Origin of the sequence: Lysobacter arseniciresistens ZS79 (assembly GCF_000768335.1) — a bacterium.
Taxonomy (GTDB): Bacteria; Pseudomonadota; Gammaproteobacteria; order Xanthomonadales; family Xanthomonadaceae; genus Novilysobacter; species Novilysobacter arseniciresistens.
In genome coordinates this window covers 91978-112161 of record NZ_AVPT01000007.1, presented here as the reverse complement: position 1 = coordinate 112161, position 20184 = coordinate 91978, and the positions used below count along the sequence as shown (strand labels likewise).

Here is a 20184-nt window from a genome sequence, read left to right as displayed (position 1 = left end):
GACAGTTGCTGAGTTAAGCCGACTTGCGTAGCGTAGCCGACAACGTGGCAAGCTTTACCTGCCACGTTGTTGGTGTAGCGAAGCAAGTTCGGCTTGAACGAATTGTTAGGCCCCAGCGCCCGCATACGGAGCCTTGCACACAGGACAAAGGTGCGACGCAATATGGCTCAGCTCGTTAGGAACCGGAGACAAGCGCACTAGCTTGCCTCTCGCGTCGTAGCACCCCGAGCAAAAGGGTCCATCGGACCCATCTTTGAAGTAGGCACCAGCCTTAAACTGGAGATCCGGCTTAGGCGCCTCGATTGCAGCGAACTTTGCTTTGAGCCGAGTGTTCTCGTCTAAGACGGTCGCCAGCTCTGACTTAAGCTGCGCAAGCTCCAAGCCTAGATCGGCAAGCGCATTGCTGAACTCCGAGTTCTCGATGTTCTTGTTGATCTCGCGCAAGCGAGAAACGATCTGTATCGAGTTTGCTACCGCTGCAAATACTGTGGCTGCCATTGCTGCTTCCTATGGGGCCTAACGCCGGAATTAAGCCGACCCGCAACGTGAACGGTGAAGACCAGACACGATGCAAGCTGCGGCGAAAAATGGGCCGAAGCCGCGAAGCGGGTTCGGCTTGAATGACTTGTTAGGCCCCAACACTAGCGCGAGAACCCCCGCCGGCGGAAGAGCCCCCGCTTGAACCGAAGCCGCGCACTGCAAGCGCGCCCGATGATGCCGCGTGGTGCCGGCCGAAGCCAGCTGTTGCTGCAAGCGCCGAGCCAATGGAGTGTTGGAACCTTCCGAAGTCCACATGCCGCCGGACTTGCGAGCGCGCCCGTTGCAGTGGCCGAAGCGAGGCCGGCCGAAGCCGAGTGAACTGGGGTCGAAGGGCCGCGATGTGTTGCCGAAGACGAAAAGCCAAAGCTTTAGAAGCACTTGGGGCCTAACACCGGAATTAAGCCGACCCGCAACGCGCAGACCGGGTGCCGATACAACACCGCCAACGAAACATTTGAACGAAGCCACGAAGCGGGCTCGGCTTGAATGACTGGTTAGGCGGTGTGGCCCCGGTCGCTGGCAAACCCCGCGAGACGAGGGCCTGAACCACTCCCCAGAGCGCGACAGTAGCAGCTTGCGGCGCCGAAGTACCCGAAGATAGCTCCCGAACGATTGCGCAGCGAACCGCGTGTGGAGCATGCGGCCGGAGCGAAAGCGCGTGGCCCTGGCCAGATTGTCCCCGGCCGCCGGCCGGAGCCGGCGCGCGATCCGCCCGCGTCTGGAACCACGTGTGAGGTCGTGGCCGAAGAAGACAAGCCGATGCAAAACTCTCCAGCCACACAACGCCTAACACCAGAATTAAGCCGAGCCGCGAAGCGGCTTCGGCTTGAATGACTTGTTAGAGCGCACCAAGCAGAACAGCGCAATGGCGGCGAACAGATTGATGCCGAGGATTGTCTGGTCGCCGCCCGATGCCAAGAAGAACTGCCCATTGGCACCGACATTTGCGGACAGAGTTGCTTCAACGGCCTGGCCCGCTAACTTCAACGCGGGTCCGAATTGCGCCCCAGTGAACCAATGTACTGTCGCCCCAGGCGTGGCGATGATGGGGATTTGTGAAGCGAACAGAATTGGGGCCCACTTGCGGCCGTAGCTGTCACCGCGCCACAAGCGAATGCCCGTGTACAGCGACCACACGAATAGCCCGATGAATGGCACAACCATGAAGATGTAGAGCCAACTCTGCGACAAAGCTTGGGCAGCTAGCCAAATTCCAATGGCAATGCCGAGCGCGCCACCAAGCATAAGCATGGCTGCAAAGAACCTAGTGGTTTTACTGACTTTCCCCATTGAGGCACACCCCCTGTGCGCTCTAACGCCTGAGTTAAGCCGAACCGCGTAGTGGAGCCAAAGGCATGGCAAGCTCTTCCTGCCATGCCTTTGGTGTAACGAAGCGGTTTCGGCTTGAACGAATTGTTAGGTGTCAGCCCTGCGGGGCAGCCAAGCGCAACGCTTTGGCTTTACCGTCGAGCATGTACCAGCAATTTTTAGTCAGTGCCGATTGCTTTTCAACGTTGATGTCCGTGATGGCATCGGCTCCAAGCGCGTATGCAGCGAGCTTGAGATCAAGGAGCACCATCTGCTCAGCCGGAGCTGTTTCAACGAAGCTCCGGTGGCAACGACCCGCATCTACCGATCCGAGGACTGTTGCGTCGCTGGGTGCTACGTCCAGGACTTGGATGGTTTGTGATGCTGCCCGCTGGTCCGCAAGGCTAGCGTAGGACATGTCATTGCCAACGCGCATGTTGGAGCTGTAAGTAGCGCAGCCCGAGAGGGCAACAACGACAGCAAGCATGGATGCTTTAAATGCAAAATTCACGATAAATCTCCCCTGTTGACACCTAACGCCGGAATTAAGCCGCGCCGCGAAGCGGCGTCGGCTTGAATGAATTGTTAGGGCTCACCCCAGCAACTTCCGCTTGCCGCTCCTAACGAAGTCTTCGTAGAGCGGCACAAGCGCGCGAGACTTTTGGTTGAGAACCTTAGCGTCCTCAAGGACGAAGGGGGGGCGTGGCCCCTCCGCCCGAAGCCTGTCGGAAAAGACCGAGGACTTCTCCCCGTTGCCTACTGGCACCGTGCGTCCTGCAAATTCCATGCTTAGGTCCTGTGCTGCTTTCAGCAGAACCTTGCGCTTCTTCTCCAGCCCACTGTCTAAGAACTCTTTATCGACATCGCCCCAAGCGTCCGCGAAGTTAAAGAGCGGCCTCATTTGAGAAGACCAGAACGAGTTACCGAAATCGTAGTCTTTCAACATGTTGAACGTCGGTTCCACCGGAAACTCAGTCAAGAAGGCTTCAAAGAGTGCACGATCGTGAGCCCGAGCCGGCTGGCCTACGTTCAGTCGATCCTTGACATAGTCTTTCGCGAAGAAAGCGGCGATTGCCCCGACGAAGGCAAGTGAAGCGTCCCAGCTAGGTTTGCCAGCAAATACGCCCTGCAAGAACCATGCTTCCGCGAGCATGAGTATGGTGACTGCAAGAATGTTCTCGATGCTGAGTCGCATGCTTAGTGAGCCCTAACACCTGAGTTAAGCCGACTTGCGTAGCGGAGCCAACAACATGGCAAGCTTTTCCTGCCATGTTGTTGGTGTAGCGAAGCAAGTTCGGCTTGAACGAATCGTTAGGTGTGGCTTGCCTTTGGCGGAACAACGACCACACCGAGCTTTGGCTTTTTACCATGTTGAGCCAGTGCACGTTGAACCTTGCGTTCCTCAAGGACCGAGCCGTAGACCGCGTAAACGTGCCACACACGGCTGGCAATTTTGCTGGCTGTTGTGTTGCGGGTACGGCGAAATGTTGCCGCTACAGCCGAATCGTCGTATGGCCCTGGCTCATGCCGAGTGAGCATGTGGCGGATCCAGCGCAGATCCTCTTGGCACTCGGGCGGAACTGCATCCGGTGGGATCTGCAGCAGGTATTTGGAAGCGACGAACACGCGATTGCGTGCGTCGGACTCGCCGGCGACAAGTACGCCGACTGCCGACGAGAGCTTTCCAAATAGCCATGTCCAATGCTCTTGGGCCACACCTAACACCGGAATTAAGCCGACCCACAACGCGTGAGCCGGGGATTGAACCAAAGCCCCAGCAGCGACTATGCCTGCAAATGGGACGAAGTGGGTTCGGCTTGAATGACCTGTTAGGCGATGCTGCCTTGGGTGCTGGCAGACCTGCCAACACCACACCCCACAGCTCCGCCACCCGCCGAAACAGTACCAGCCCAGGCAGACCGGCGCCTCACCCGGAACCCACAAGGTGAAATGCAGCCGAAAATGGCTCCGAAATCATTGAGCCGACCTGCCGGAGCGACGGACCGCCCGGCGCGACGTGGTTGCCGAAGGAGACCCGCCGAAGCCAGCGTCGGATGAGCACGAGTCACGCTGCCAGCCGCGACGCGAGTGTCCGAAGAAACGAGCCGATGCAGAGCTCACCAGCAGCAGCGGCCTAACACCAGAATTAAGCCGACCCGCGAAGCGGGTTCGGCTTGAATGAATTGTTAGGCCTCATCAGTCGGCGACCTTTCAGTGCTTTGCTCTGAGCCCAGGTGGAACCAACCATACAGCGCCAAAGCCACGCCTAGCAGAGCGATGAGCAACGCGCTGCTTGTGTCTCGGGCACCCGCGGAGAACTTGCCAATCGAAACTTCCGACAGGCCAATTAGAAGTGACACTCCGTACAGCGCGATGGCGGTGCCGACAGTCATTGCTACAGGTTTCAGAAACTTCATCGGGCTCACCTGTTGAGGCCTAACACCAGAATTAAGCCGCGCCGCGAAGCGGCGTCGGCTTGAATGACTTGTTAGGCCGCGCGCCGGCAATCACGCGACCACCCCGATAGACCGCAAGCGCTTCACGACTTGCGCCAGAGCGCCCGGATGATCTTGAAGCTTACGCATGAACCGGGAGCGCCACTTAGACCAATTGGCTGTAACCGATGGATCGGCCTCCGGCGAAGCGCCAGGATCATCGTCGTATCCGAACTCGAACCCGCAACTGCACATATCAAACGAAGCGCTACCATCGCTGTAGTACGGCTGCCGAGGGAGTTCGACGCTCCCACAAATAGGGCATGCCCAAGAGCCAGAGTCCGAGCGATACAAGATCGCCTCCGCTCCGTCTCTCAAAGTTACGCGATGTTCTTCCATAGCGGCCTAACACCTGAGTTAAGCCGTGCCGCGAAGCGGCATCGGCTTGAACGAATAGTTAGCGATTCAGCTCATAGAACTCGGAAACCGTAAAATAGCTGACCTTTAGGGTGATGCGCGCATTGCCCTCAGCTAGCGCGGACAATGCGGCAAATCGAGGATCATCTGGATGGAACTCCATTTTTAGGTCCACTTTGCTCGCATCAGCCTTATTTACCAAAGGCGGGCCTAGGAGGGTGGCTTGTGCGCATACGCGCAGATCGCGAACGCCGCGCTCTACCGTCTCTAAGATTCGCGCCCACCAAGATTCGTCTCTTGTAACCGGGCCTTCCCGATAGTGTAGAAAATCACCGAGCCTCGCTCCTATCTGCCTGAGCTCTGCAGAGACCGGGACATAGTGCAGCTTGGAAAGGCTTCCTCCAGTGCCCTGTGAGATGACCTCTACCTCACTCACGAGAGTGGCCCATTTACCGCTCTTCTCGAGTGTTTTGGACAACTCCGAAATTTTCCAGCCGTTCCGAACCTGCCGTGAGATCTCCTCATGAGCGTGGACATAGGTCTGTAGACGAGCTTCGATGCCCATGCGCACTTCAAGTGCCGCATAAAATAGGTTTGCCTTCTTGCCCGTCGCCAACAACTCCTCCGCTCGCGCAACGAAAGACGACGTCATCGCCAAGTACTTGTCATCTTTCATGAGCGCTAACGCCTGAGTTAAGCCGCGTGCCGAAGGCACGTCGGCTTGAATGATTAGTTAGGCCTCACCCCAAACGCCAGGTGGTGGGGCCCGCTCGGGAAAGCCTAGCAGATGATAAGTCGCGCCAGCCGCAGCGGCACTGAAGAACATGTCGTCCGTGGTGCCAGAAAGGTCGGCAACTTCGACTACGAGGATAGCGAGCGCCTGGGTTGGATCGACAGATGAGTACGCCCCCGAGACCCCCACAAGCACGGACTTCAGTCTCTCGGCCGGAACAGACTCTTGAACGAGACTAGATGCCGTGACTGAAAAGGTGGACGCGGCAACAGCGGTCAGCTTTACCGATGCGTCGCACAACGGCCTGCAGCCCTGTCTCCGAATTCGAAAGGAAGCTTCCAAGAGGCCTAACGCCTGAGCAAAGCCGCGTCGCGGAGCGACGTCGGCTTGAATGAGTAGTTAGGCCTGCTGCGACTCATAGCTGGCCACCATACTGCTTAGTCTCTCCCTCTCGCTGGATGGCACTTGAGAAGCCGTGTCCGACAGGATGGAGGACACTAGATAGAACTCCGTTTCATCGCGGAGGCGGCCACGGCGCAAGATGGCCTTGTATTGGCGAGAACGCCTGTGCCAGAGCTGGGTGAGAGTTTGTGCGCCAGCCTCGGCTAGGGACACATCAGCCCTAGCAATTTGCTGCGGGGAGAAATCCTCACAGCCTTCCAGGATGTCATTGACCGCTTGCTTTAGGCCGACCAAGGCGCGTGAGACGCCAAGCTGACGCTCGAGGCCGGCCAACACGTTGATCGGGTTGTGCGGGTGATCTATAGCGTACGGCCGATAAGAGCTGAGATGCGTCTGCCAGTGAATGAAGAACCGTTTCAGATCGTCGTACTCACGCAGCTTCTCTGGGGATACCGACCTAGCCATTTGAGGGCCTAACGCCTAAGTTAAGCCGCGCCGAAGGCGTCGGCTTGAATGAATTGTTAGAGGCCAAGCCGGCGCTTTAACGCGTCAAGCTCAACCTCTCCATCGACCGCCGGTAGCTCGTTTAGCTGAACTCCACCGATTGAATTGAAGCGATCCACCTCAAATCGGGGGCTGTCGTTGCCGGAAGAGCTCAGGTAGCTCCATTGGATGGTACCGTCTGGCATGCCATGGACGAGGATTGAGTCCTCATTAGGTGGCATTGGGATGCGGCACCACTCATCCAAATGCTCCGAGACGATAAGGGGGTCTGGCGCTGTGCCGATCAAGGTTTGCTGGGCCTGGATAGTTGCTTCAGCGCATCCGCAGCTATTGGAGACACAAATCGTGTCGGGCGGACATGGGATCTCGCAGCGAATGTGTCCCTTTGGCAGGACTGTCACCAGATCGACATGGCCAATTACAAGAAGCTCCCCGGCAAGCGCCAAACTAGGACCGACTAGTAGCGCTACTAGAATCAAGAGCCGCGACAACTTTTCCATGGCCTCTAACACTTAGTAGATCCCCAAACCGGGGTGTTATCAGATGGTCCGCCGGCCCACCGGCGTCGTCAATCAGTCAAATCCTACACGACATCAACCACTTGCCCGCTTCCTGCGAACGTCTTGGGTCCGGACACTCCGGAGAAACGCAGCAATAGTGAGGTGTCATGTCTTATCACCCCGAAGATGAGGTGTTATCCGGTCGCCGCGATCCGCGGCCACCGACGACCCCGAAACCTCGCGCCCGCCCCCCACGCCTGCTCGACCAGGTCCGCGAGCGCTGCCGGCTCAAGCATTACAGCCTGCGTACCGAACGGGTCTATCTGTACTGGATCCGCCGTTTCATCGTCGCCAACGGCAGGCGGCACCCGCGCGACATGGGCATCGTCGAGGTCGAGGCATTCCTCTCGGCGCTGGCGACACAGGACGACGTGGCGGCGAGCACGCAGAACCAGGCGCTGTCCGCGCTGCTGTTCCTGTACCGGCAGGTGCTGGGGATCGACCTGCCGTGGATGGAGTCGGTGGTGCGGGCCAAGCGGCCGCAGAAGATCCCGGTGGTGCTGTCGCGCGACGAGGTGACACGCCTGCTCGCGCTGCTGGATGGGCAGGTCTCGCTGATGGGTGCGTTGCTCTACGGGACGGGGATGCGGTTGATGGAGTGTGTGCGGCTGCGGGTCAAGGACGTCGACTTCGGCCGCAACGAGATCTGCGTGCGCAACGGCAAGGGTGGCAAGGACCGGCGCGTGCCGCTGCCGCGCAAACTGCACGGGCGCCTGCACGAGCAGGTTGAGCGGGTCCGGGTGATCCACGGGCAGGACCTGCTGCTCGGGCTGGGCGAGGTGCATCTGCCGCACGCGCTCGCCCGCAAGTACGTCAATGCGGGGCGCGAGTTCGGCTGGCAGTACGTGTTTCCCTCGCCGCGGCACTCGCTGGACCCGCGTTCGGGCAACAAACGGCGCCATCACGTCGACGAGGCGGTGCTGCAGCGGGCGGTCAAGACCGCGCGGATGCGGGCGGGCATCGACAAGCCCGCGACCTGCCACACCCTGCGCCATTCGTTCGCGACCCACCTGCTGGAGTCGGGCCACGACATCCGCACGGTGCAGGAGCTGCTCGGCCACAAGGACGTGGCGACCACGCAGATCTACACCCACGTCCTCGGGCGCGGTGCGGGCGGGGTGCTGAGCCCGCTGGACCGCGATTGACCGGCCGGCGGCAGGGTGTCGGGCAACCGCCGGTCAGCGCAGCAGGATCAGCGTCGCCAGCCCGAGGAACCCGAGGAAACCCATCACGTCGGTCAGGGTGGTCAGCACCACGCCGCCGGCAAGCGCCGGGTCGAAGCCGAGCCGCTTGAGGGTCAGCGGCACCAGCACGCCGCCGGCCGCGGCCGTCAGCAGGTTGATGGTCAGCGCGGTGCCGATCACCAGCGACAGCATCGGGTCGCGGAACCACAGCAGCACGATCAGGCCGAGCCCGATGCCGAGCGCCAGCCCGTTGATCAGCGCCACGCCGAGCTCCTTGCGCAGCAGGATCCTGACGTTGGAGCCGCCGATCTGGCCGAGCGCGAGGCCGCGGATCATCAGCGCCAGCACCTGGGTGCCGGCGTTGCCGCCCATGCCGGCAACGATCGGCATCAGGATCGCCAGCGCGACGATCTCCTCGATGGCGGCCTCGAACCGGCCGATCACGCCGGCGGCGATGAACGCCGTCGCCAGGTTGATGCCCAGCCACACCAGCCGCCGCCGGAACGCGCGACGGGCCGGGCTGAACAGGTCCTCGTCCTCGTCCAGGCCGGCCGCGCTCAGGGCCTGGTGCTCGGCCTGCTCGCGGATGATGTCGACCACGTCGTCGACGGTGATGCGGCCCAGCAGCACGTGGTTGTCGTCCACCACCGGCGCGCTCAGCCAGTCGTGGTCGGAGAACTGGCGGGCGACCTCGGCGGCGGACTCGTCGACGTCGAACGCGGGCTGCTCGCTGTCGATCAGCTGGTTGATCGGGGTGCCGGCCTCGTGGGTCAGCAGCTGCGCCAGGCCGATCCGGCCCAGGTACTGGTGGCGGCGGCTGACCACGTACAGGTAGTCGGTGTGCTCGGGCAACTCGCCGCGCAGGCGCAGGTACCGCAGCACCACGTCGACGGTGGTGTCGGCGCGCACCGTCACCACGTCGGGGTTCATCAGGCGGCCGGCGGTGTCCTCGGGGTAGGACAGCACCTGCTCCAGCCGCTCGCGGTTGTCGCGGTCCATCGACTTGAGCACTTCGTCGATGACGGTGCCCGGCAGGTCCTCGACCAGGTCGGCGAGGTCGTCGATGTCGAGGTCCTCGACCGCGGCGACGATCTCGTCCGGGTCCATGTCGGCCAGCAGGCTCTCGCGCACCTCGTCGCCGACGTGGACCAGCACCTCGCCGTCGTCCTCGGGGTCGACCAGGCCCCACACCACCACGCGCTTGCCGTGCGGCAGCGACTCCAGCAGGTTGCCGATCTCGGCCGGGGAGAGGGTGTTGACCAGCCGCTTGACCGGCCCGAGGCGCCCGCTGTCGAGCGCGTCGGAGAGCAGTCGCAGCTGGCGCGCGGTCTTGTCGTGGCGGACGGCCTCGGCCATGCGGACTCCGGGTCGGGTCGGGCGGAAGGCCGCAGCCGTGGTGACGGATGCGACCGGCGTCAGGTGTTCATCGCGGCATTATCGCCATTGGCGCCGGCCATGCCCAGACGGGCGGCGCATCAATGGCCGCGCTGGGCCTCGATCCAGCGCTCGATGTCGGACCGTTCGCGGGCGCGCAGCAGGGCCGGGGCGTTGGCACGCAGGCGGTCGATGTCGCAGTTGCGGATCGTCCGCCGCACTTCCAGCAGGGTGCTGGGGTGCAGGCTGAACTGCTCCAGCCCGAGCGCCAGCAGCATCGGCGCGAAGCGGGCGTCGCCGGCGATCTCGCCGCACACCGCGATCGGCCGGTTGCGCGCGCGGGCCAGCCGGATCAGGTCGCGCAGCATCCGCACCACCGCCGGGTGCAGCGGCGTGTACAGCTCGCCGAGGGCGTCGTTGTTGCGGTCGGCGGCGAGCAGGTACTGGATCAGGTCGTTGGTGCCGATCGACAGGAAGTCGACCCCGCCGATGAAGGTCGGCAGGGCCAGCGCGGCGGCCGGGATCTCGATCATCGCGCCCAGCGCGACGTAGTCGGCGATCTCGTGGCCCTCGCTGCGCAGGTCGCGCGCGATCCGCATCATGTGCGCGCGCATCGTGCGCACCTCCTCGCGGCTGCTGATCATCGGCAGCAGGATCCGCAGCGGCCCGTAGCCGGACGCACGCAGCAGGGCGCGCAGCTGGGTTTCCAGCAGGGCCGGGCGGGCCAGCGACAGGCGCACGCCGCGCAGGCCGAGCGCCGGGTTGGGCTCGTCGCGCAGCGCCAGGCCGGTGCGGTCTGCCTTGTCGGCGCCCAGGTCGAGCATCCGGATCGTCACCGGGCGGCCGCTCATGCCCAGGATCACGTCGCGGTAGGCGTGGAACTGCTCGTCCTCGTCGGGCAGCTCCATGCGCTGCAGGAACAGGAACTCGGTGCGGTACAGGCCGATCCCGGTCGCGCCCAGTGCGTGGGCTTCGGCCACGTCCTCGCGCGACTCGGCGTTGGCGTACAGGTCGATCTCGGTGCCGTCGCGCGTGCGGTTCGGCTCGCGGCGCATGCGGTTGAGTTCACGCAGCTCGCGGGCGTAGACGCGCTCGCGCTCGCGGTGGCGGCGCAGGTCGTCCGGCGCGGGTTCCAGCACCACCCAGCCGGTGCCGCCGTCGACCACCAGCGCGTCGCCGTCGTTGACCCGCTGCAGGATGCCGACGGCGCCGACCACCAGCGGCAGGTGCAGGCTGCGCGCCAGGATCGCGCTGTGCGACAGCGCGCTGCCGGCGCTGGTGACGATCGCCACCACGCCCTGCGCCTGCAGTTGCGCCAGTTCGGCCGGGGCGACGTTGTCGGTGACCAGGATCTCGCCGGCGACGCCGGCCATCACCTCGTCGCGCCGGTGCAGGGCGGCGTGGATGCGTCCGATCACCTGGTCGACGTCGTCGACGCGGCTCTGGAAGTAGGGGTCGTCCATCGCCTCGAACACCGCGGCGATGCGGTCGCGCTGCAGCCGCAGGGCGTAGTCGGCGCTGTAGCGGTCGTCGCGGATCAGGCCGTCCAGGCCCTGCAGCAGCTCGGGGTCGTCCAGCAGCAGCGCATGCAGGTCGAGGAACTCGCCGACCTCGTGCATCAGCGCGCCGTGCAGGCGCTCGCGCAGGGCGTGCATTTCCGCCCGGACCTTGGCGATGGCGCCGTGCAGGCGGGCCAGCTCGGGCGCGACCGCGTCGGCCTCGATGCGCTCCTCGATGACGTCCAGCACGTGCGGCAGGCGCACGCGCGCACGCCCCAGCGCGCTGCCGCGCGATGCTCCCAGCCCGGTGAATTCCTGCCGCACGCCGCGGTTACTGGTCTTCGTCGAAGCGGCGCTCGAACAGCGCGGCGACGGCGTCGGCCGCGACCGCCTCGTCCTCGCCGTCGACCCGCAGCCTGACCGGCGTGCCCTGGCCGGCGGCCAGCAGCATCACGCCCATGATGCTCTTGGCGTTGACCTCGCGGCCCTTGGCGATCAGCGTGACGTTGCAGCGGTACGGCGACAGCAGTTGCACCAGCTTCGCGGTGGCCCGGGCGTGCAGCCCGAGGCGGTTGGATACGGTCAGTTCTCGTTCGATCATGGCGTTGTTCCTGTGGCCCGGGGGATGGCCGGTGGTTCCTGCCGCTGGTGCTGCCGGCCGGTGCCTTCCGCTGGACGGCGGCCGGCAGGGTCTCCATCAACGCCGCTGGTGGCGCCCGGGGTCAGGCGTCGTCCATCAGCACGCCGTTGCGCGCGCCGGCGGCCGCGACCGCCGGCAGTTCGTCGAGCGTGAGCTCGGCGTAGTTCATCACCCGCAGCAGCATCGGCAGGCTCAGCGCCGAGACGCGCCGCACCGGTGTGCCGAGCCGCGCGACCTTCGCCGCCAGGTTGCTGGGCGTCGCGCCGTACAGGTCGGTCAGCACCAGCACGCCGTCGCCGCCGTCGACCCGCCGCAGCGCCGCGCTGGCCTGCGGCAACAGCGCGTCGGGGTCGCCGTCGAACGGGACTTCCAGCGCCTCGCAGCGCAGCGGCAGCGACCGCAGCAACCGCGTCGCCACCGCGACCGTCGCGCTGCCAATGCCCGGATGGGTGATGAGGAGGACGCCGACGGCCATTGCGCCAAGTTAGCAGACCGGCATCGGAGGCGGGAAGCCGGTGGCCCGCGCGATGGCGGTTTTTCAGTCCAGTTCGCGGTGGTGCACGGCGACCTCGTCCCAGCCCGTCGCGCGGGCGTGGGCGGCCAGTCGCTCGGCCAGGTAGACCGAGCGGTGGCGGCCGCCGGTGCAGCCGAACGCCACCGTGATGTAGCTGCGGGTGGAGTCGGACTTCATCCGCGGCAGCCAGGTGTCGAGGAAGCGGGTGACCTCGCTCGCGTAGGCGTCGGCCTCGGGCTGGGCGTCGAGGTGCTCGGCGACGGCGGCATCGCGGCCCGACAGCGGGCGCAGCACCGGGTCCCAATGCGGGTTGGGCAGGCAGCGGGCGTCGAACACGAAGTCGGCGTCGGCCGGCACCCCGCGGCGGTAGGCGAAGGATTCGAACAGCAGCGAGACGGAGCTGTCGTCGCCGAGGCCGAACTCGGTGATCACCCGGCGGCGCATCTGGTGGACGTTGAGGTCGCTGGTGTCGAGCACGATGTCGGCCAGCTGCCGCAGCGGCTTCAGCACCTGGCGCTCGAGCGCGATGGCGTCCGCCAGCGACAGTCCGAGGTTGCTCAGCGGGTGGCGCCGGCGGGTGTCGGCGTAGCGCTTGAGCAGCACGTCGTCGCGGCTTTCGAAATAGATCAGGCGCGGGTCCAGGCCCAGCTCGCCGACCGCCGACAGCCAGGCCGGCAGGTTGCTCAGGTCGCTGTGGCTGTTGCGCACGTCGATCCCGACCGCGAGCTTGGCGGCGACCGCGCCGTCGCCGGTGGCGCTGCGCACGAACTGCGGCAGCAGCTCGGCCGGCAGGTTGTCGACGCAGTAGTAGCCCAGGTCCTCGAAGGTCCGCAGCGCGACCGACTTGCCCGAGCCGGACATGCCGCTGACGATCACCAGGGTGGCGTGGGGGGCGATGGCCATGTCAGAAGTCGCCGCGTTCGAGGAAGTTGCTGTGCCGCGCGATGAACGCCGCCGCCGGGTCCATGCCCTTCATCCGCAGGCTGTGCAGGCGGGTGGCGGCCTCGGCCAGCACCGCGAGGTTGCGGCCGGGCATCACCGGCAGGGTGGTGGTCGGCACGTCGAGGTCGAGCACGCGGCGCGCGCTGTTCTCGCCGGTCAGGCGCTCCAGCCCGGTCGGCTCGGCGTTGTCGCTGCGCTCGTGGCCGGGGCGGGTCAGGTGGATGATCAGGCGCAGGTACTTGTTGGCCTTCACCGCGGTGTCGCCGAACATCTCGCGGATGTTGAGCACGCCCAGGCCGCGCACTTCCAGCAGGTCCTGGATCATCTCCGGGCAGGTGCCGTCGAGCACGTCGGGGGCGATCTGGGTGAACTCCGGCGCGTCGTCGGCGACCAGCCGGTGGCCGCGGCTGATCAGCTCCAGCGCCAGCTCGCTCTTGCCGGCACCGGAGTCGCCGGTGATCAGCACGCCGATCGAGTAGATCTCCATGAACACGCCGTGCAGGGTGACCCGCGGCGCCAGCGTGCGGGCGAGGTGGTACTGCAGGTAATTCAGCAGCTCGTGGCCGCGCCGGGTCGAGCCCCACAGCGGCGTGCGCGACTCCTCGGCGGCCTCGACGAGGTCGGCCGGGGCGTCCTGGCCCTTGCTGATGACCAGCGCGAGCGGTCGGAACTGGATGATCTTCTCGATCGTTTCCCAGCGGTGGCGGGAATCGAGCGAGTCCAGCCAGGCCAGTTCCTCGGTGCCGAGGATCTGCACCTTGTTGGGGTAGATGGCATTGAGGTAGCCGGCCAGCGAGGGCCGGCGGGCGACCGTCTCGACCGCCTCGAGGAAGCGCTCGGCGCCATCCTGGCCGGCGATCCAGCGCAGGTCCAGGCGCTCGCGCTGGCGCTCGAAGAGCTCGCCGGCGGTGATGCGGGCATTCGACATCGGCATCGTCAGCGCCCCGCTTCGGCCGCGCGGCGCGGCGGGTCGGCCGGCGCGAGCAGGCACTCACGCAGTTCGTCGACGTTGGCGGCCTCGCGCAGGCGCTCGCGGAACCGCGGGTCGCCGAAGCGTTCGGCCAGCTCGGCCAGTTGCTGCAGGTGCTCCTGCAGGGCGTGTTCGGGCACCGCCATCGCCAGCAGCAGGTCGACCGGCTCGCCGTCGGCGGCGTTGAAATCGACCGGCGGGGCCAGCCGCAGGAAGGCCCCGCGGCTGCGCTCGAGTTCCGGGACGCGGCCGTGCGGGAAGGCCACGCCGTGGCCGATCCCGGTGCTGGCCAGGCGTTCACGCGCGTGCAGGCTCTCGCCGATCGCCGCGGCCTGGCCGTCGTCGCCCAGCAGGCGTGCCGCGGCATCGATGGCGCCGGCCCGGTCCACCGGCGCGTCGATGATCGCGACGCGCCCGGGGCTGAGCCAGTCGTGCAACGGCATGGTCAGCCGAACTCGCCGCCGCGGGCCAGGCCGGCGCCGCGGTGGTGGTCGACCTGGCGCTCCTTGTGCTTCATCAGCAGGCGGTCGAGCTTGTCGGCCAGCAGGTCGATCGCGGCGTACATGTCGATCGCGGCGGCGTCGGCGTGCAGGGTCCTGCCGGCCAGGTTGATGGTCGCCTCGGCGCGGTGGTCGGGCTTGTCGAGGCGGAGCAGGGTGCGCACTTCGAATGGCTGGTCGAAATGGCGCTGCAGGCGCTCCAGCCGTGTTTCAACGTAGTCGCGGAGGGCGGCGGTGACCTCGATGTCCTGGCCGTGGGTTTCGATACGCATCGGGATGCTCCTCCTACGTGGCGACTGGGGTTCCAGCATAGCCCAACCGGCCGCGTTTCCCGCCCTCAACCCATGCGTACGCGGTCCTGCGAGGAGGGGATGCTCATCGCCTCCCGGTACTTGGCCACGGTGCGGCGCGCGACCGGTACACCGGTGGCCTTGAGGGTCTCGGCCAGGCGTGCGTCGGACAGCGGTTTGCGCGGGTTCTCGGCCTCGATCAACTGCCGGATCATCGACTGGATCGCGGTGCTGGACGCCTCGCCGCCGTTGCCGGTGCCGATGCCGGAGGCGAAGAACGCGCGCAGCGGGATGGTGCCGCGGGGCGTGCGCGCGTACTTGCGGGCGATCGCGCGCGAGACGGTGGATTCGTGCAGGCCGATGTCGGCGGCGACCTCGCGCAGGGTCAGCGGCCGCAGCGCGCCATCGCCGAACTCGAGGAAGGCGGCCTGCTGCTTGAGCAGGCAGCGGCTGACCTTGAGCAGGGTGTCGCCGCGCGCTTCGAGGCTCTTGAGCAGCCAGCGCGCCTCCTGCAGGTGGCCCTTGAGGTAGCTGGCATCGGCCGCGCTGGCGTGCTGGATCATGCTTTCGTAGCCGCGGTGGATGCTGATGCGCGGGCGCATGCTCTCCGACAGTGCGACCCGCCAGACCCCGTGCTGGCGCCAGATCACGACGTCGGGGGTGACGTAGGTGTCGGTGGCGATCGCGCCAATCTGCGCACCCGGGCGCGGGTCGAGCGAGCGCAACAGCTGCACCGCGGTCTCGACCTCCGCCAGCGGCAGCTTCATTTCCGCGGCGAGGCCGGCCGCGCCGATCTTCGGCAACCGTTCCAGCGGGCCGTCGGCCAGCTCATAAGCCAGTGTGCGGCCCGGGGTGTCCTCGTCGAGCGTCTGCAGTTGCAGGCGCAGGCATTCGCCGAGGTCGCGCGCGCCGACGCCGGCCGGGTCGAACCGCTGGATCTGGCACAGCGCGGTGCGGATCTCGTCGCAACCCGCGTTCAGCTCGCGATCGAGGGTCGCGGCGATCGATTCCAGCGGCTCGCGCAGGTAACCGTCGTCGTCGATCGACTCGATCAGCGCCGCGGCGATCCGGCGGTCGCGCGGCGACAGCGGGCTGAGGTGCAGCTGCCACAGCAGGTGGTCGTGCAGGGTCTCCGGCTCGGCGACCTGCTCGGCCAGCAGGCCGTCGTCGTCGGGGTCGGCCGGGCCGGTGCGCTGGTACCAGGTGTCGCCGTCGCTGCCGGTCCAGTCGGCCTCGGCCGGCGGCGCGGTGTCGGTGACGGTGACGGTGACGTCGGGGCCGGCCGGGGCGTCGCCGTCGCCGGCCGGCGAGGTGGCGGTGCCAATGGCCGACTCGGTCCAGTCAAGCAGCGGGTTGGACTCCACCGCGGTGGCCAGCTCGGCTTCCAGCTCGGCCGCCGAGAGCTGCAACAGGCGGATTGCCTGCTGCAACTGCGGCGTCATGACCAGGTGTTGTCCGAGGGAGGCTTGGAGGCGGGGCTTCATGATGTGGGAACAACGCGGCCGGAAACAGGCGACGGCCGCTGCGCTGCATCATGCCGGTGCATGCACCGGTCGAGCCCTGGGGCTACAGGCGGAAGGTTTCGCCCAGATAGACGCGACGGACGTCGGGATCGGCCAGCAGTGCCTCCGGAGCCCCCTGCGCAAGCACGCTGCCTTCGTTGAGGATATACGCGCGGTCGCAGATTCCCAAGGTTTCACGGACGTTGTGGTCGGTGATGAGCACGCCGATGCCGCGATTCTTGAGGTGGCTCACGATCCGCTGGATCTCGCCGACCGAAATCGGGTCGACGCCGGCGAACGGCTCGTCCAGCAGCATCAGCCGCGGCTTGCCGGCGAGCGCGCGGGCGATCTCGACCCGGCGCCGCTCGCCGCCCGACAGGCTGGCGCCGAGCTGGTCGGCGACGTGGGTCACCTGCAGCTCGTCCATCAGCGCCGCCAGCTCGCGTTCGCGGCCGGCCTTGTCGAGGTCGTCGCGCAGCTCGAGCACGGTCATGATGTTGTCGGCGACGCTGAGCTTGCGGAACACCGACGGTTCCTGCGGCAGGTAGCCGACGCCGTACTTGGAGCGCACGTACATCGGGTCGCTGGTGATGTCCTTGCCGTCCAGCTTGATCTGCCCGGCATCGGCCGGCACGAGGCCGACGATCATGTAGAAGCAGGTGGTCTTGCCGGCGCCGTTGGGACCCAGCAGGCCGACGACTTCGCCGGCATCGAGCGTCAGCCCGAAGTCGCGGACGACCTCGCGCGAGCGGTAACTCTTGCGCAGCCCCTGCGCGACCAGCATCAGCCGCCCTCCGCCGGGCTGTCGGCGTCGTCGTTCTTCGCCGGCTCCGCCGTGCCGGCACCGGTCTTCGGCAGGATCCGCATGCGGACCCGGCCGTTGCCTTCGCCGCCGCTGGTGACCTGCCCGGTCGACATGTTGTAGACCACCCGCTCGCCGGCCAGCGAGCCGCGCGGCTGCTTGATGTCGACGTTGCCGGTGAACACCACGGTCTCGTTGCTGACGTTGTAGTCGATCCGGTTGGCGACCGCGTTCATCGGCGTGCCGTCGTCGAGCTCCTGCCGCAGGCGCGCCGGGCTGCCGGTCAGCACCACGCGGGTGATCTCGCCGCCCCGGGTGCTGATTTCGGCGCGCGCGGCCTCGGTGTGCAGCGTGCCCTGGTCGATGGTGACGCCGCCGGACAGCACGGTCGGGGTGCTGTCGTCGAGCGTGCCCTGCTGCATGCCGGCGGTGACTTCCATCGCCTTGGCGCGGTCGGAGCGGCGCGCGTCGGCCAGCGGGCTGGCCAGCACGGCGAGGGCGGCGCAGAGGCACAACAGGGTGTGCCGGGCGGCGTTATCGGACATAGCGGGAATTGACCTCGGATTGGAGCGTGTACTGCTTGCTGGCCAGGTTCACCTCGAGGCCAACGCCGCGGAGTATAGAACCGGGCCTGTTAATGGAGACCGCCACGGGCGACGCCACGCGGTCGGCCTCGGGGAATACGTTCAGCTGCTCGGTGGTCATCACGACCGGGGCGCCGGTGCTGCCGTCGCTCTCGGCCTTGACCGAGTCCCGCAGGCGCAGCTCGTCGCCGCCGGCACTGACCCAGCCGTGCTGCGCGGTGACCTGCCACGCGTCGCCGGAGCCGTCCCTGGGCGGGATCAGGAACAGCGGGGTCGAGATCTCCATGGTCTTGTCGCCCGGGTCGCGCGCAAGGCGCGGTGCCCGCAGGGTGAACGACTCGTGGCCCTGCGCGTCCAGCGCGACCAGCTCGAAATCGTGCAGCACGTAGTCGGGACGCCCGCCGGGTGCGGCCACGCGCTCGACCGCAGCGTCGCGGTCCGACCACAGCGCCCAGCCGCTGGCCAGCGCGACCACCAGCAGCACCGCGGAGACGATCGCGCGCCAGCTCATGCGTTGCCCTCCACGCGCATGCCCTCGACCCGGGTGACCTCCTCCAGCAGCGCGTCGACCCGGCCCTGCGCCGACAGCAGCATGTCGCAGAACTCGCGCACCGCGCCCAGCCCGGCCGGTACCGCGCTGCGCCAGCGCACGCGCTCGCCGACCCACGGGTGCGCGCCCGCGGGGGCGGCCGCCAGCCCGACCTGCAGCATCACCCGCAGGTCCGGCAGGTCGTCGCCCATGAAGGCCACCTCGTCCATGCCGATGCCGAGCCGCCCGGCGATCTCGCCGACCCGTGCCAGCTTGTCCTTGACCGCGGTGTGCACCTCGGTGATGCCGAGCTCGGCCGCGCGCTGCTCGACGATCGTGCTGGCGCGCGCGGTGATGAAGGCGACCTCGATCCCCGCCTTGCGCAGCAGCACCAGGCCGAGTCCGTCGTGGACGTGGAAGGCCTTGAGCTCGCGGCCGTCGGTGTCGAACAGCAGGCGGCCGTCGGTCAGCGTGCCGTCGACGTCGAAGCAGGCCAGCCGGACGCGGGCGGCACGTTCGCGGACCGGGGCGGGGCAGTCGTTGCGGCTGTCGTGGGGAGCGGAGTCGTGGGGCACGGGGGTCCTGTGTCGGTCGAGGGGCGCGGCGGGCCGGCACGCGGGCCGTTAAACCACCCGCGCGCGCAACAGGTCGTGAATATTGAGCGCACCGACCACGCGGCGGTCGGCATCGACCACCAGCAGGCCGCTGATCTTGTGCTGCTCCATCAGCTGCGCCGCCTCGACCGCCAGCGCGTCCGGGCCGATGGTCCGCGGCGCGCGCGTCATCACCTGGTCGATGCGCGTATTGCGCAGGTCGACCTTCGCATCGTCGAGGCTGCGGCGCAGGTCGCCGTCGGTGTAGAGGCCGAGCAGGCGGCCGTCGCCGTCGACTATGGCGGTCATGCCCAGGCGCTTGTGGCTCATCTCCACCAGCGCCTCGCTGACGGTGGCGTCGGCGCCGACCCGGGGCACTTCGTCGCCGCCGTGCATGACGTCGGCGATGTGCAGCAGCAGCTTGCGGCCAAGCGCGCCGGCCGGGTGCGAGCGGGCGAAGTCGTCGGCGGTGAAGCCGCGCGCCTCCATCAGCGCCACCGCCAGCGCGTCGCCCATCGCCAGCGAGGCGGTGGTGCTGGAGGTCGGGGCGAGGTCGATCGGGCAGGCTTCGGCCGGAACGCTGACGTCGAGGTGGACGTCAGCCGCGCGGGCGAGGCTGGACTGCGCCCGGCCGGTCATCGTGATCAGCCGGTTGCCCTGGCGCTTGAGCACCGGCAGCAGCATCAGCACCTCGTCGCTCTCGCCCGAGTACGACAGCGCGAGCACCACGTCGGCGTCGGTGATCATGCCGAGGTCGCCGTGGCCGGCCTCGCCGGGGTGGACGTAGAACGCCGGGGTGCCGGTCGACGCCATGGTCGCGGCGATCTTGCGGGCGACGTGGCCGGACTTGCCCATGCCGGTGCAGACCACGCGGCCGCGGGCTTCGAGCATCAGCCCGCAGGCGGCGCTGAAGTCGCCATCGAGGCGGTCGCCGACGGCGGCCAGGGCCTCGGCTTCGATCCGGAACACGCGCTTGCCGCTGTCGGCGAAACCGGCGGCGGGCGGGGTGGGGGTGGCCGTTTCGGGGTGTGCCATTTTCCGCGCTGGGGCTTTCCGCTAGGCTGACTGGCTAGTGTAAGCGCAATCCCGCGTCTGCCCGTTGCCGAGAGCGAAACCTGCCGTGAATCCCCAGACCATCCAGACCCTGATCGAACAAGGCCTTCCGGGCGCCACCGTGGAGGTGCAGGGTGACGATGGCGTGCATTTCGAGGCGACCGTGGTGTGCGAGGCGTTCGCCGGCAAGCTGCCGCTGGCGCGCCACCGGATGGTCTACGCCACGCTGGGCGAGCGGATGGGCGGCGAGATCCACGCGCTGGCGCTGAAGACCCTGACCCCGGCCGAAGCCGGGCGCGGCTGACCGCC

Annotated in this window: 23 protein-coding genes; 2 read left to right on the top strand and 21 right to left on the bottom strand. The window is 66.7% G+C overall.

The genetic code is table 11. The features are described from left to right. Positions 1–105 precede the first annotated feature (105 nt). The 7 genes from N799_RS15205 to N799_RS15190 all read right to left on the bottom strand — a co-directional run bounded on the left by N799_RS15205 (position 106) and on the right by N799_RS15190 (position 5376). Complete coding sequence (locus N799_RS15205; protein WP_152597830.1) at positions 106–498, bottom strand: hypothetical protein; 393 nt, start codon at positions 496–498, stop codon at positions 106–108. Between the two features lie 840 nt (positions 499–1338). Beyond that, positions 1339–1830 (bottom strand): hypothetical protein, encoded by a 492-nt coding sequence (locus N799_RS05920; protein WP_152597829.1) that lies wholly within the window; start codon positions 1828–1830, stop codon positions 1339–1341. Positions 1831–1963: 133 nt separating this feature from the next. Further along, the gene (locus tag N799_RS15200; RefSeq protein WP_152597828.1) at positions 1964–2359 is read right to left on the bottom strand and encodes a hypothetical protein; all 396 of its coding nucleotides are present in this window, start codon (positions 2357–2359) and stop codon (positions 1964–1966) included. A gap of 81 nt (positions 2360–2440) precedes the next feature. After that, entirely contained in the window at positions 2441–3043 is a 603-nt protein-coding gene (locus tag N799_RS05915; RefSeq protein ID WP_152597827.1) for a hypothetical protein, read from the bottom strand. Between the two features lie 116 nt (positions 3044–3159). Further along, positions 3160–3564, bottom strand: a complete 405-nt coding sequence (locus N799_RS15195; RefSeq protein ID WP_152597826.1) for a hypothetical protein — start codon at positions 3562–3564, stop codon at positions 3160–3162. A gap of 470 nt (positions 3565–4034) precedes the next feature. Next, the gene (locus N799_RS05910; protein ID WP_152597825.1) at positions 4035–4265 is read right to left on the bottom strand and encodes a hypothetical protein; all 231 of its coding nucleotides are present in this window, start codon (positions 4263–4265) and stop codon (positions 4035–4037) included. A gap of 475 nt (positions 4266–4740) precedes the next feature. Beyond that, on the bottom strand, positions 4741–5376 hold the full coding sequence (locus tag N799_RS15190) for a hypothetical protein (RefSeq protein ID WP_152597824.1): 636 nt from the start codon (positions 5374–5376) through the stop codon (positions 4741–4743). A 1630-nt stretch (positions 5377–7006) separates the two neighbouring features. Between N799_RS15190 and N799_RS05900 the strand changes: the two genes are divergently transcribed. Continuing rightward, positions 7007–8044, top strand: coding sequence for an integron integrase (locus N799_RS05900; protein ID WP_081974713.1), 1038 nt, complete (start codon positions 7007–7009; stop codon positions 8042–8044). 33 nt (positions 8045–8077) lie between these two features. Here the strand turns inward: N799_RS05900 and mgtE are convergent, their stop codons facing one another. From mgtE to N799_RS05830, 14 genes are all read right to left on the bottom strand, one after another. Beyond that, positions 8078–9439, bottom strand: coding sequence for a magnesium transporter (mgtE, locus tag N799_RS05895; RefSeq protein ID WP_036209278.1), 1362 nt, complete (start codon positions 9437–9439; stop codon positions 8078–8080). Positions 9440–9558: 119 nt separating this feature from the next. Next, positions 9559–11280, bottom strand: coding sequence for a phosphoenolpyruvate--protein phosphotransferase (gene ptsP, locus N799_RS05890; RefSeq protein WP_036209275.1), 1722 nt, complete (start codon positions 11278–11280; stop codon positions 9559–9561). Positions 11281–11287: 7 nt separating this feature from the next. Continuing rightward, entirely contained in the window at positions 11288–11557 is a 270-nt protein-coding gene (locus N799_RS05885) for an HPr family phosphocarrier protein (RefSeq protein WP_036209273.1), read from the bottom strand. A gap of 121 nt (positions 11558–11678) precedes the next feature. Further along, a complete protein-coding gene (locus N799_RS05880) occupies positions 11679–12071 on the bottom strand; it encodes a PTS sugar transporter subunit IIA (protein ID WP_036209270.1) in 393 nt (130 codons plus the stop codon). A 63-nt stretch (positions 12072–12134) separates the two neighbouring features. Then, complete coding sequence (gene rapZ, locus N799_RS05875) at positions 12135–13013, bottom strand: RNase adapter RapZ (protein ID WP_036209267.1); 879 nt, start codon at positions 13011–13013, stop codon at positions 12135–12137. A gap of 1 nt (position 13014) precedes the next feature. After that, a complete protein-coding gene (hprK, locus tag N799_RS05870; RefSeq protein ID WP_036209264.1) occupies positions 13015–13980 on the bottom strand; it encodes an HPr(Ser) kinase/phosphatase in 966 nt (321 codons plus the stop codon). Between the two features lie 8 nt (positions 13981–13988). Further along, a complete protein-coding gene (locus N799_RS05865; RefSeq protein WP_036209261.1) occupies positions 13989–14465 on the bottom strand; it encodes a PTS sugar transporter subunit IIA in 477 nt (158 codons plus the stop codon). A 2-nt stretch (positions 14466–14467) separates the two neighbouring features. Then, positions 14468–14794, bottom strand: a complete 327-nt coding sequence (gene hpf, locus N799_RS05860) for a ribosome hibernation-promoting factor, HPF/YfiA family (RefSeq protein ID WP_052101278.1) — start codon at positions 14792–14794, stop codon at positions 14468–14470. Between the two features lie 65 nt (positions 14795–14859). Then, positions 14860–16296: an RNA polymerase factor sigma-54 gene (locus N799_RS05855; RefSeq protein ID WP_036209258.1), complete on the bottom strand. Its 1437-nt coding sequence runs from the start codon at positions 16294–16296 to the stop codon at positions 14860–14862. An 82-nt stretch (positions 16297–16378) separates the two neighbouring features. Further along, entirely contained in the window at positions 16379–17098 is a 720-nt protein-coding gene (gene lptB, locus N799_RS05850; protein WP_036209255.1) for an LPS export ABC transporter ATP-binding protein, read from the bottom strand. Then, entirely contained in the window at positions 17098–17661 is a 564-nt protein-coding gene (gene lptA / locus N799_RS05845) for a lipopolysaccharide transport periplasmic protein LptA (protein WP_052101277.1), read from the bottom strand. The genes lptB and lptA overlap by 1 nt, the downstream gene beginning before the upstream one ends. After that, positions 17651–18211, bottom strand: a complete 561-nt coding sequence (lptC, locus tag N799_RS05840; protein WP_036209252.1) for an LPS export ABC transporter periplasmic protein LptC — start codon at positions 18209–18211, stop codon at positions 17651–17653. Before lptC ends, lptA begins: the two co-directional genes overlap by 11 nt. After that, positions 18208–18804, bottom strand: coding sequence for a KdsC family phosphatase (locus N799_RS05835; RefSeq protein WP_052101276.1), 597 nt, complete (start codon positions 18802–18804; stop codon positions 18208–18210). Before N799_RS05835 ends, lptC begins: the two co-directional genes overlap by 4 nt. Positions 18805–18852: 48 nt before the next feature. Then, complete coding sequence (locus N799_RS05830) at positions 18853–19857, bottom strand: KpsF/GutQ family sugar-phosphate isomerase (RefSeq protein WP_036209250.1); 1005 nt, start codon at positions 19855–19857, stop codon at positions 18853–18855. 85 nt (positions 19858–19942) lie between these two features. On the opposite strand from N799_RS05830, the gene N799_RS05825 reads away from it, so the two are divergent. Then, the gene (locus N799_RS05825) at positions 19943–20179 is read left to right on the top strand and encodes a BolA family protein (protein ID WP_036209247.1); all 237 of its coding nucleotides are present in this window, start codon (positions 19943–19945) and stop codon (positions 20177–20179) included. The last annotated feature ends 5 nt before the right edge of the window (positions 20180–20184 follow it).

Bases quoted from the DNA above. Each gene is read 5' to 3' on its own strand.
- N799_RS15205 (WP_152597830.1), bottom strand. From the start codon at position 498: ATGGCAGCCACAGTATTTGCAGCGGTAGCAAACTCGATACAGATCGTT.
- N799_RS05920 (WP_152597829.1), bottom strand. From the start codon at position 1,830: ATGGGGAAAGTCAGTAAAACCACTAGGTTCTTTGCAGCCATGCTTATG.
- N799_RS05915 (WP_152597827.1), bottom strand. From the start codon at position 3,043: ATGCGACTCAGCATCGAGAACATTCTTGCAGTCACCATACTCATGCTC.
- N799_RS05910 (WP_152597825.1), bottom strand. From the start codon at position 4,265: ATGAAGTTTCTGAAACCTGTAGCAATGACTGTCGGCACCGCCATCGCG.
- N799_RS15190 (WP_152597824.1), bottom strand. From the start codon at position 5,376: ATGAAAGATGACAAGTACTTGGCGATGACGTCGTCTTTCGTTGCGCGA.
- N799_RS05900 (WP_081974713.1), top strand. From the start codon at position 7,007: ATGTCTTATCACCCCGAAGATGAGGTGTTATCCGGTCGCCGCGATCCG.
- mgtE (WP_036209278.1), bottom strand. From the start codon at position 9,439: ATGGCCGAGGCCGTCCGCCACGACAAGACCGCGCGCCAGCTGCGACTG.
- N799_RS05885 (WP_036209273.1), bottom strand. From the start codon at position 11,557: ATGATCGAACGAGAACTGACCGTATCCAACCGCCTCGGGCTGCACGCC.
- N799_RS05880 (WP_036209270.1), bottom strand. From the start codon at position 12,071: ATGGCCGTCGGCGTCCTCCTCATCACCCATCCGGGCATTGGCAGCGCG.
- rapZ (WP_036209267.1), bottom strand. From the start codon at position 13,013: ATGGCCATCGCCCCCCACGCCACCCTGGTGATCGTCAGCGGCATGTCC.
- hprK (WP_036209264.1), bottom strand. From the start codon at position 13,980: ATGTCGAATGCCCGCATCACCGCCGGCGAGCTCTTCGAGCGCCAGCGC.
- N799_RS05865 (WP_036209261.1), bottom strand. From the start codon at position 14,465: ATGCCGTTGCACGACTGGCTCAGCCCCGGGCGCGTCGCGATCATCGAC.
- hpf (WP_052101278.1), bottom strand. From the start codon at position 14,794: ATGCGTATCGAAACCCACGGCCAGGACATCGAGGTCACCGCCGCCCTC.
- N799_RS05855 (WP_036209258.1), bottom strand. From the start codon at position 16,296: ATGAAGCCCCGCCTCCAAGCCTCCCTCGGACAACACCTGGTCATGACG.
- lptB (WP_036209255.1), bottom strand. From the start codon at position 17,098: ATGCTGGTCGCGCAGGGGCTGCGCAAGAGTTACCGCTCGCGCGAGGTC.
- lptA (WP_052101277.1), bottom strand. From the start codon at position 17,661: ATGTCCGATAACGCCGCCCGGCACACCCTGTTGTGCCTCTGCGCCGCC.
- lptC (WP_036209252.1), bottom strand. From the start codon at position 18,211: ATGAGCTGGCGCGCGATCGTCTCCGCGGTGCTGCTGGTGGTCGCGCTG.
- N799_RS05830 (WP_036209250.1), bottom strand. From the start codon at position 19,857: ATGGCACACCCCGAAACGGCCACCCCCACCCCGCCCGCCGCCGGTTTC.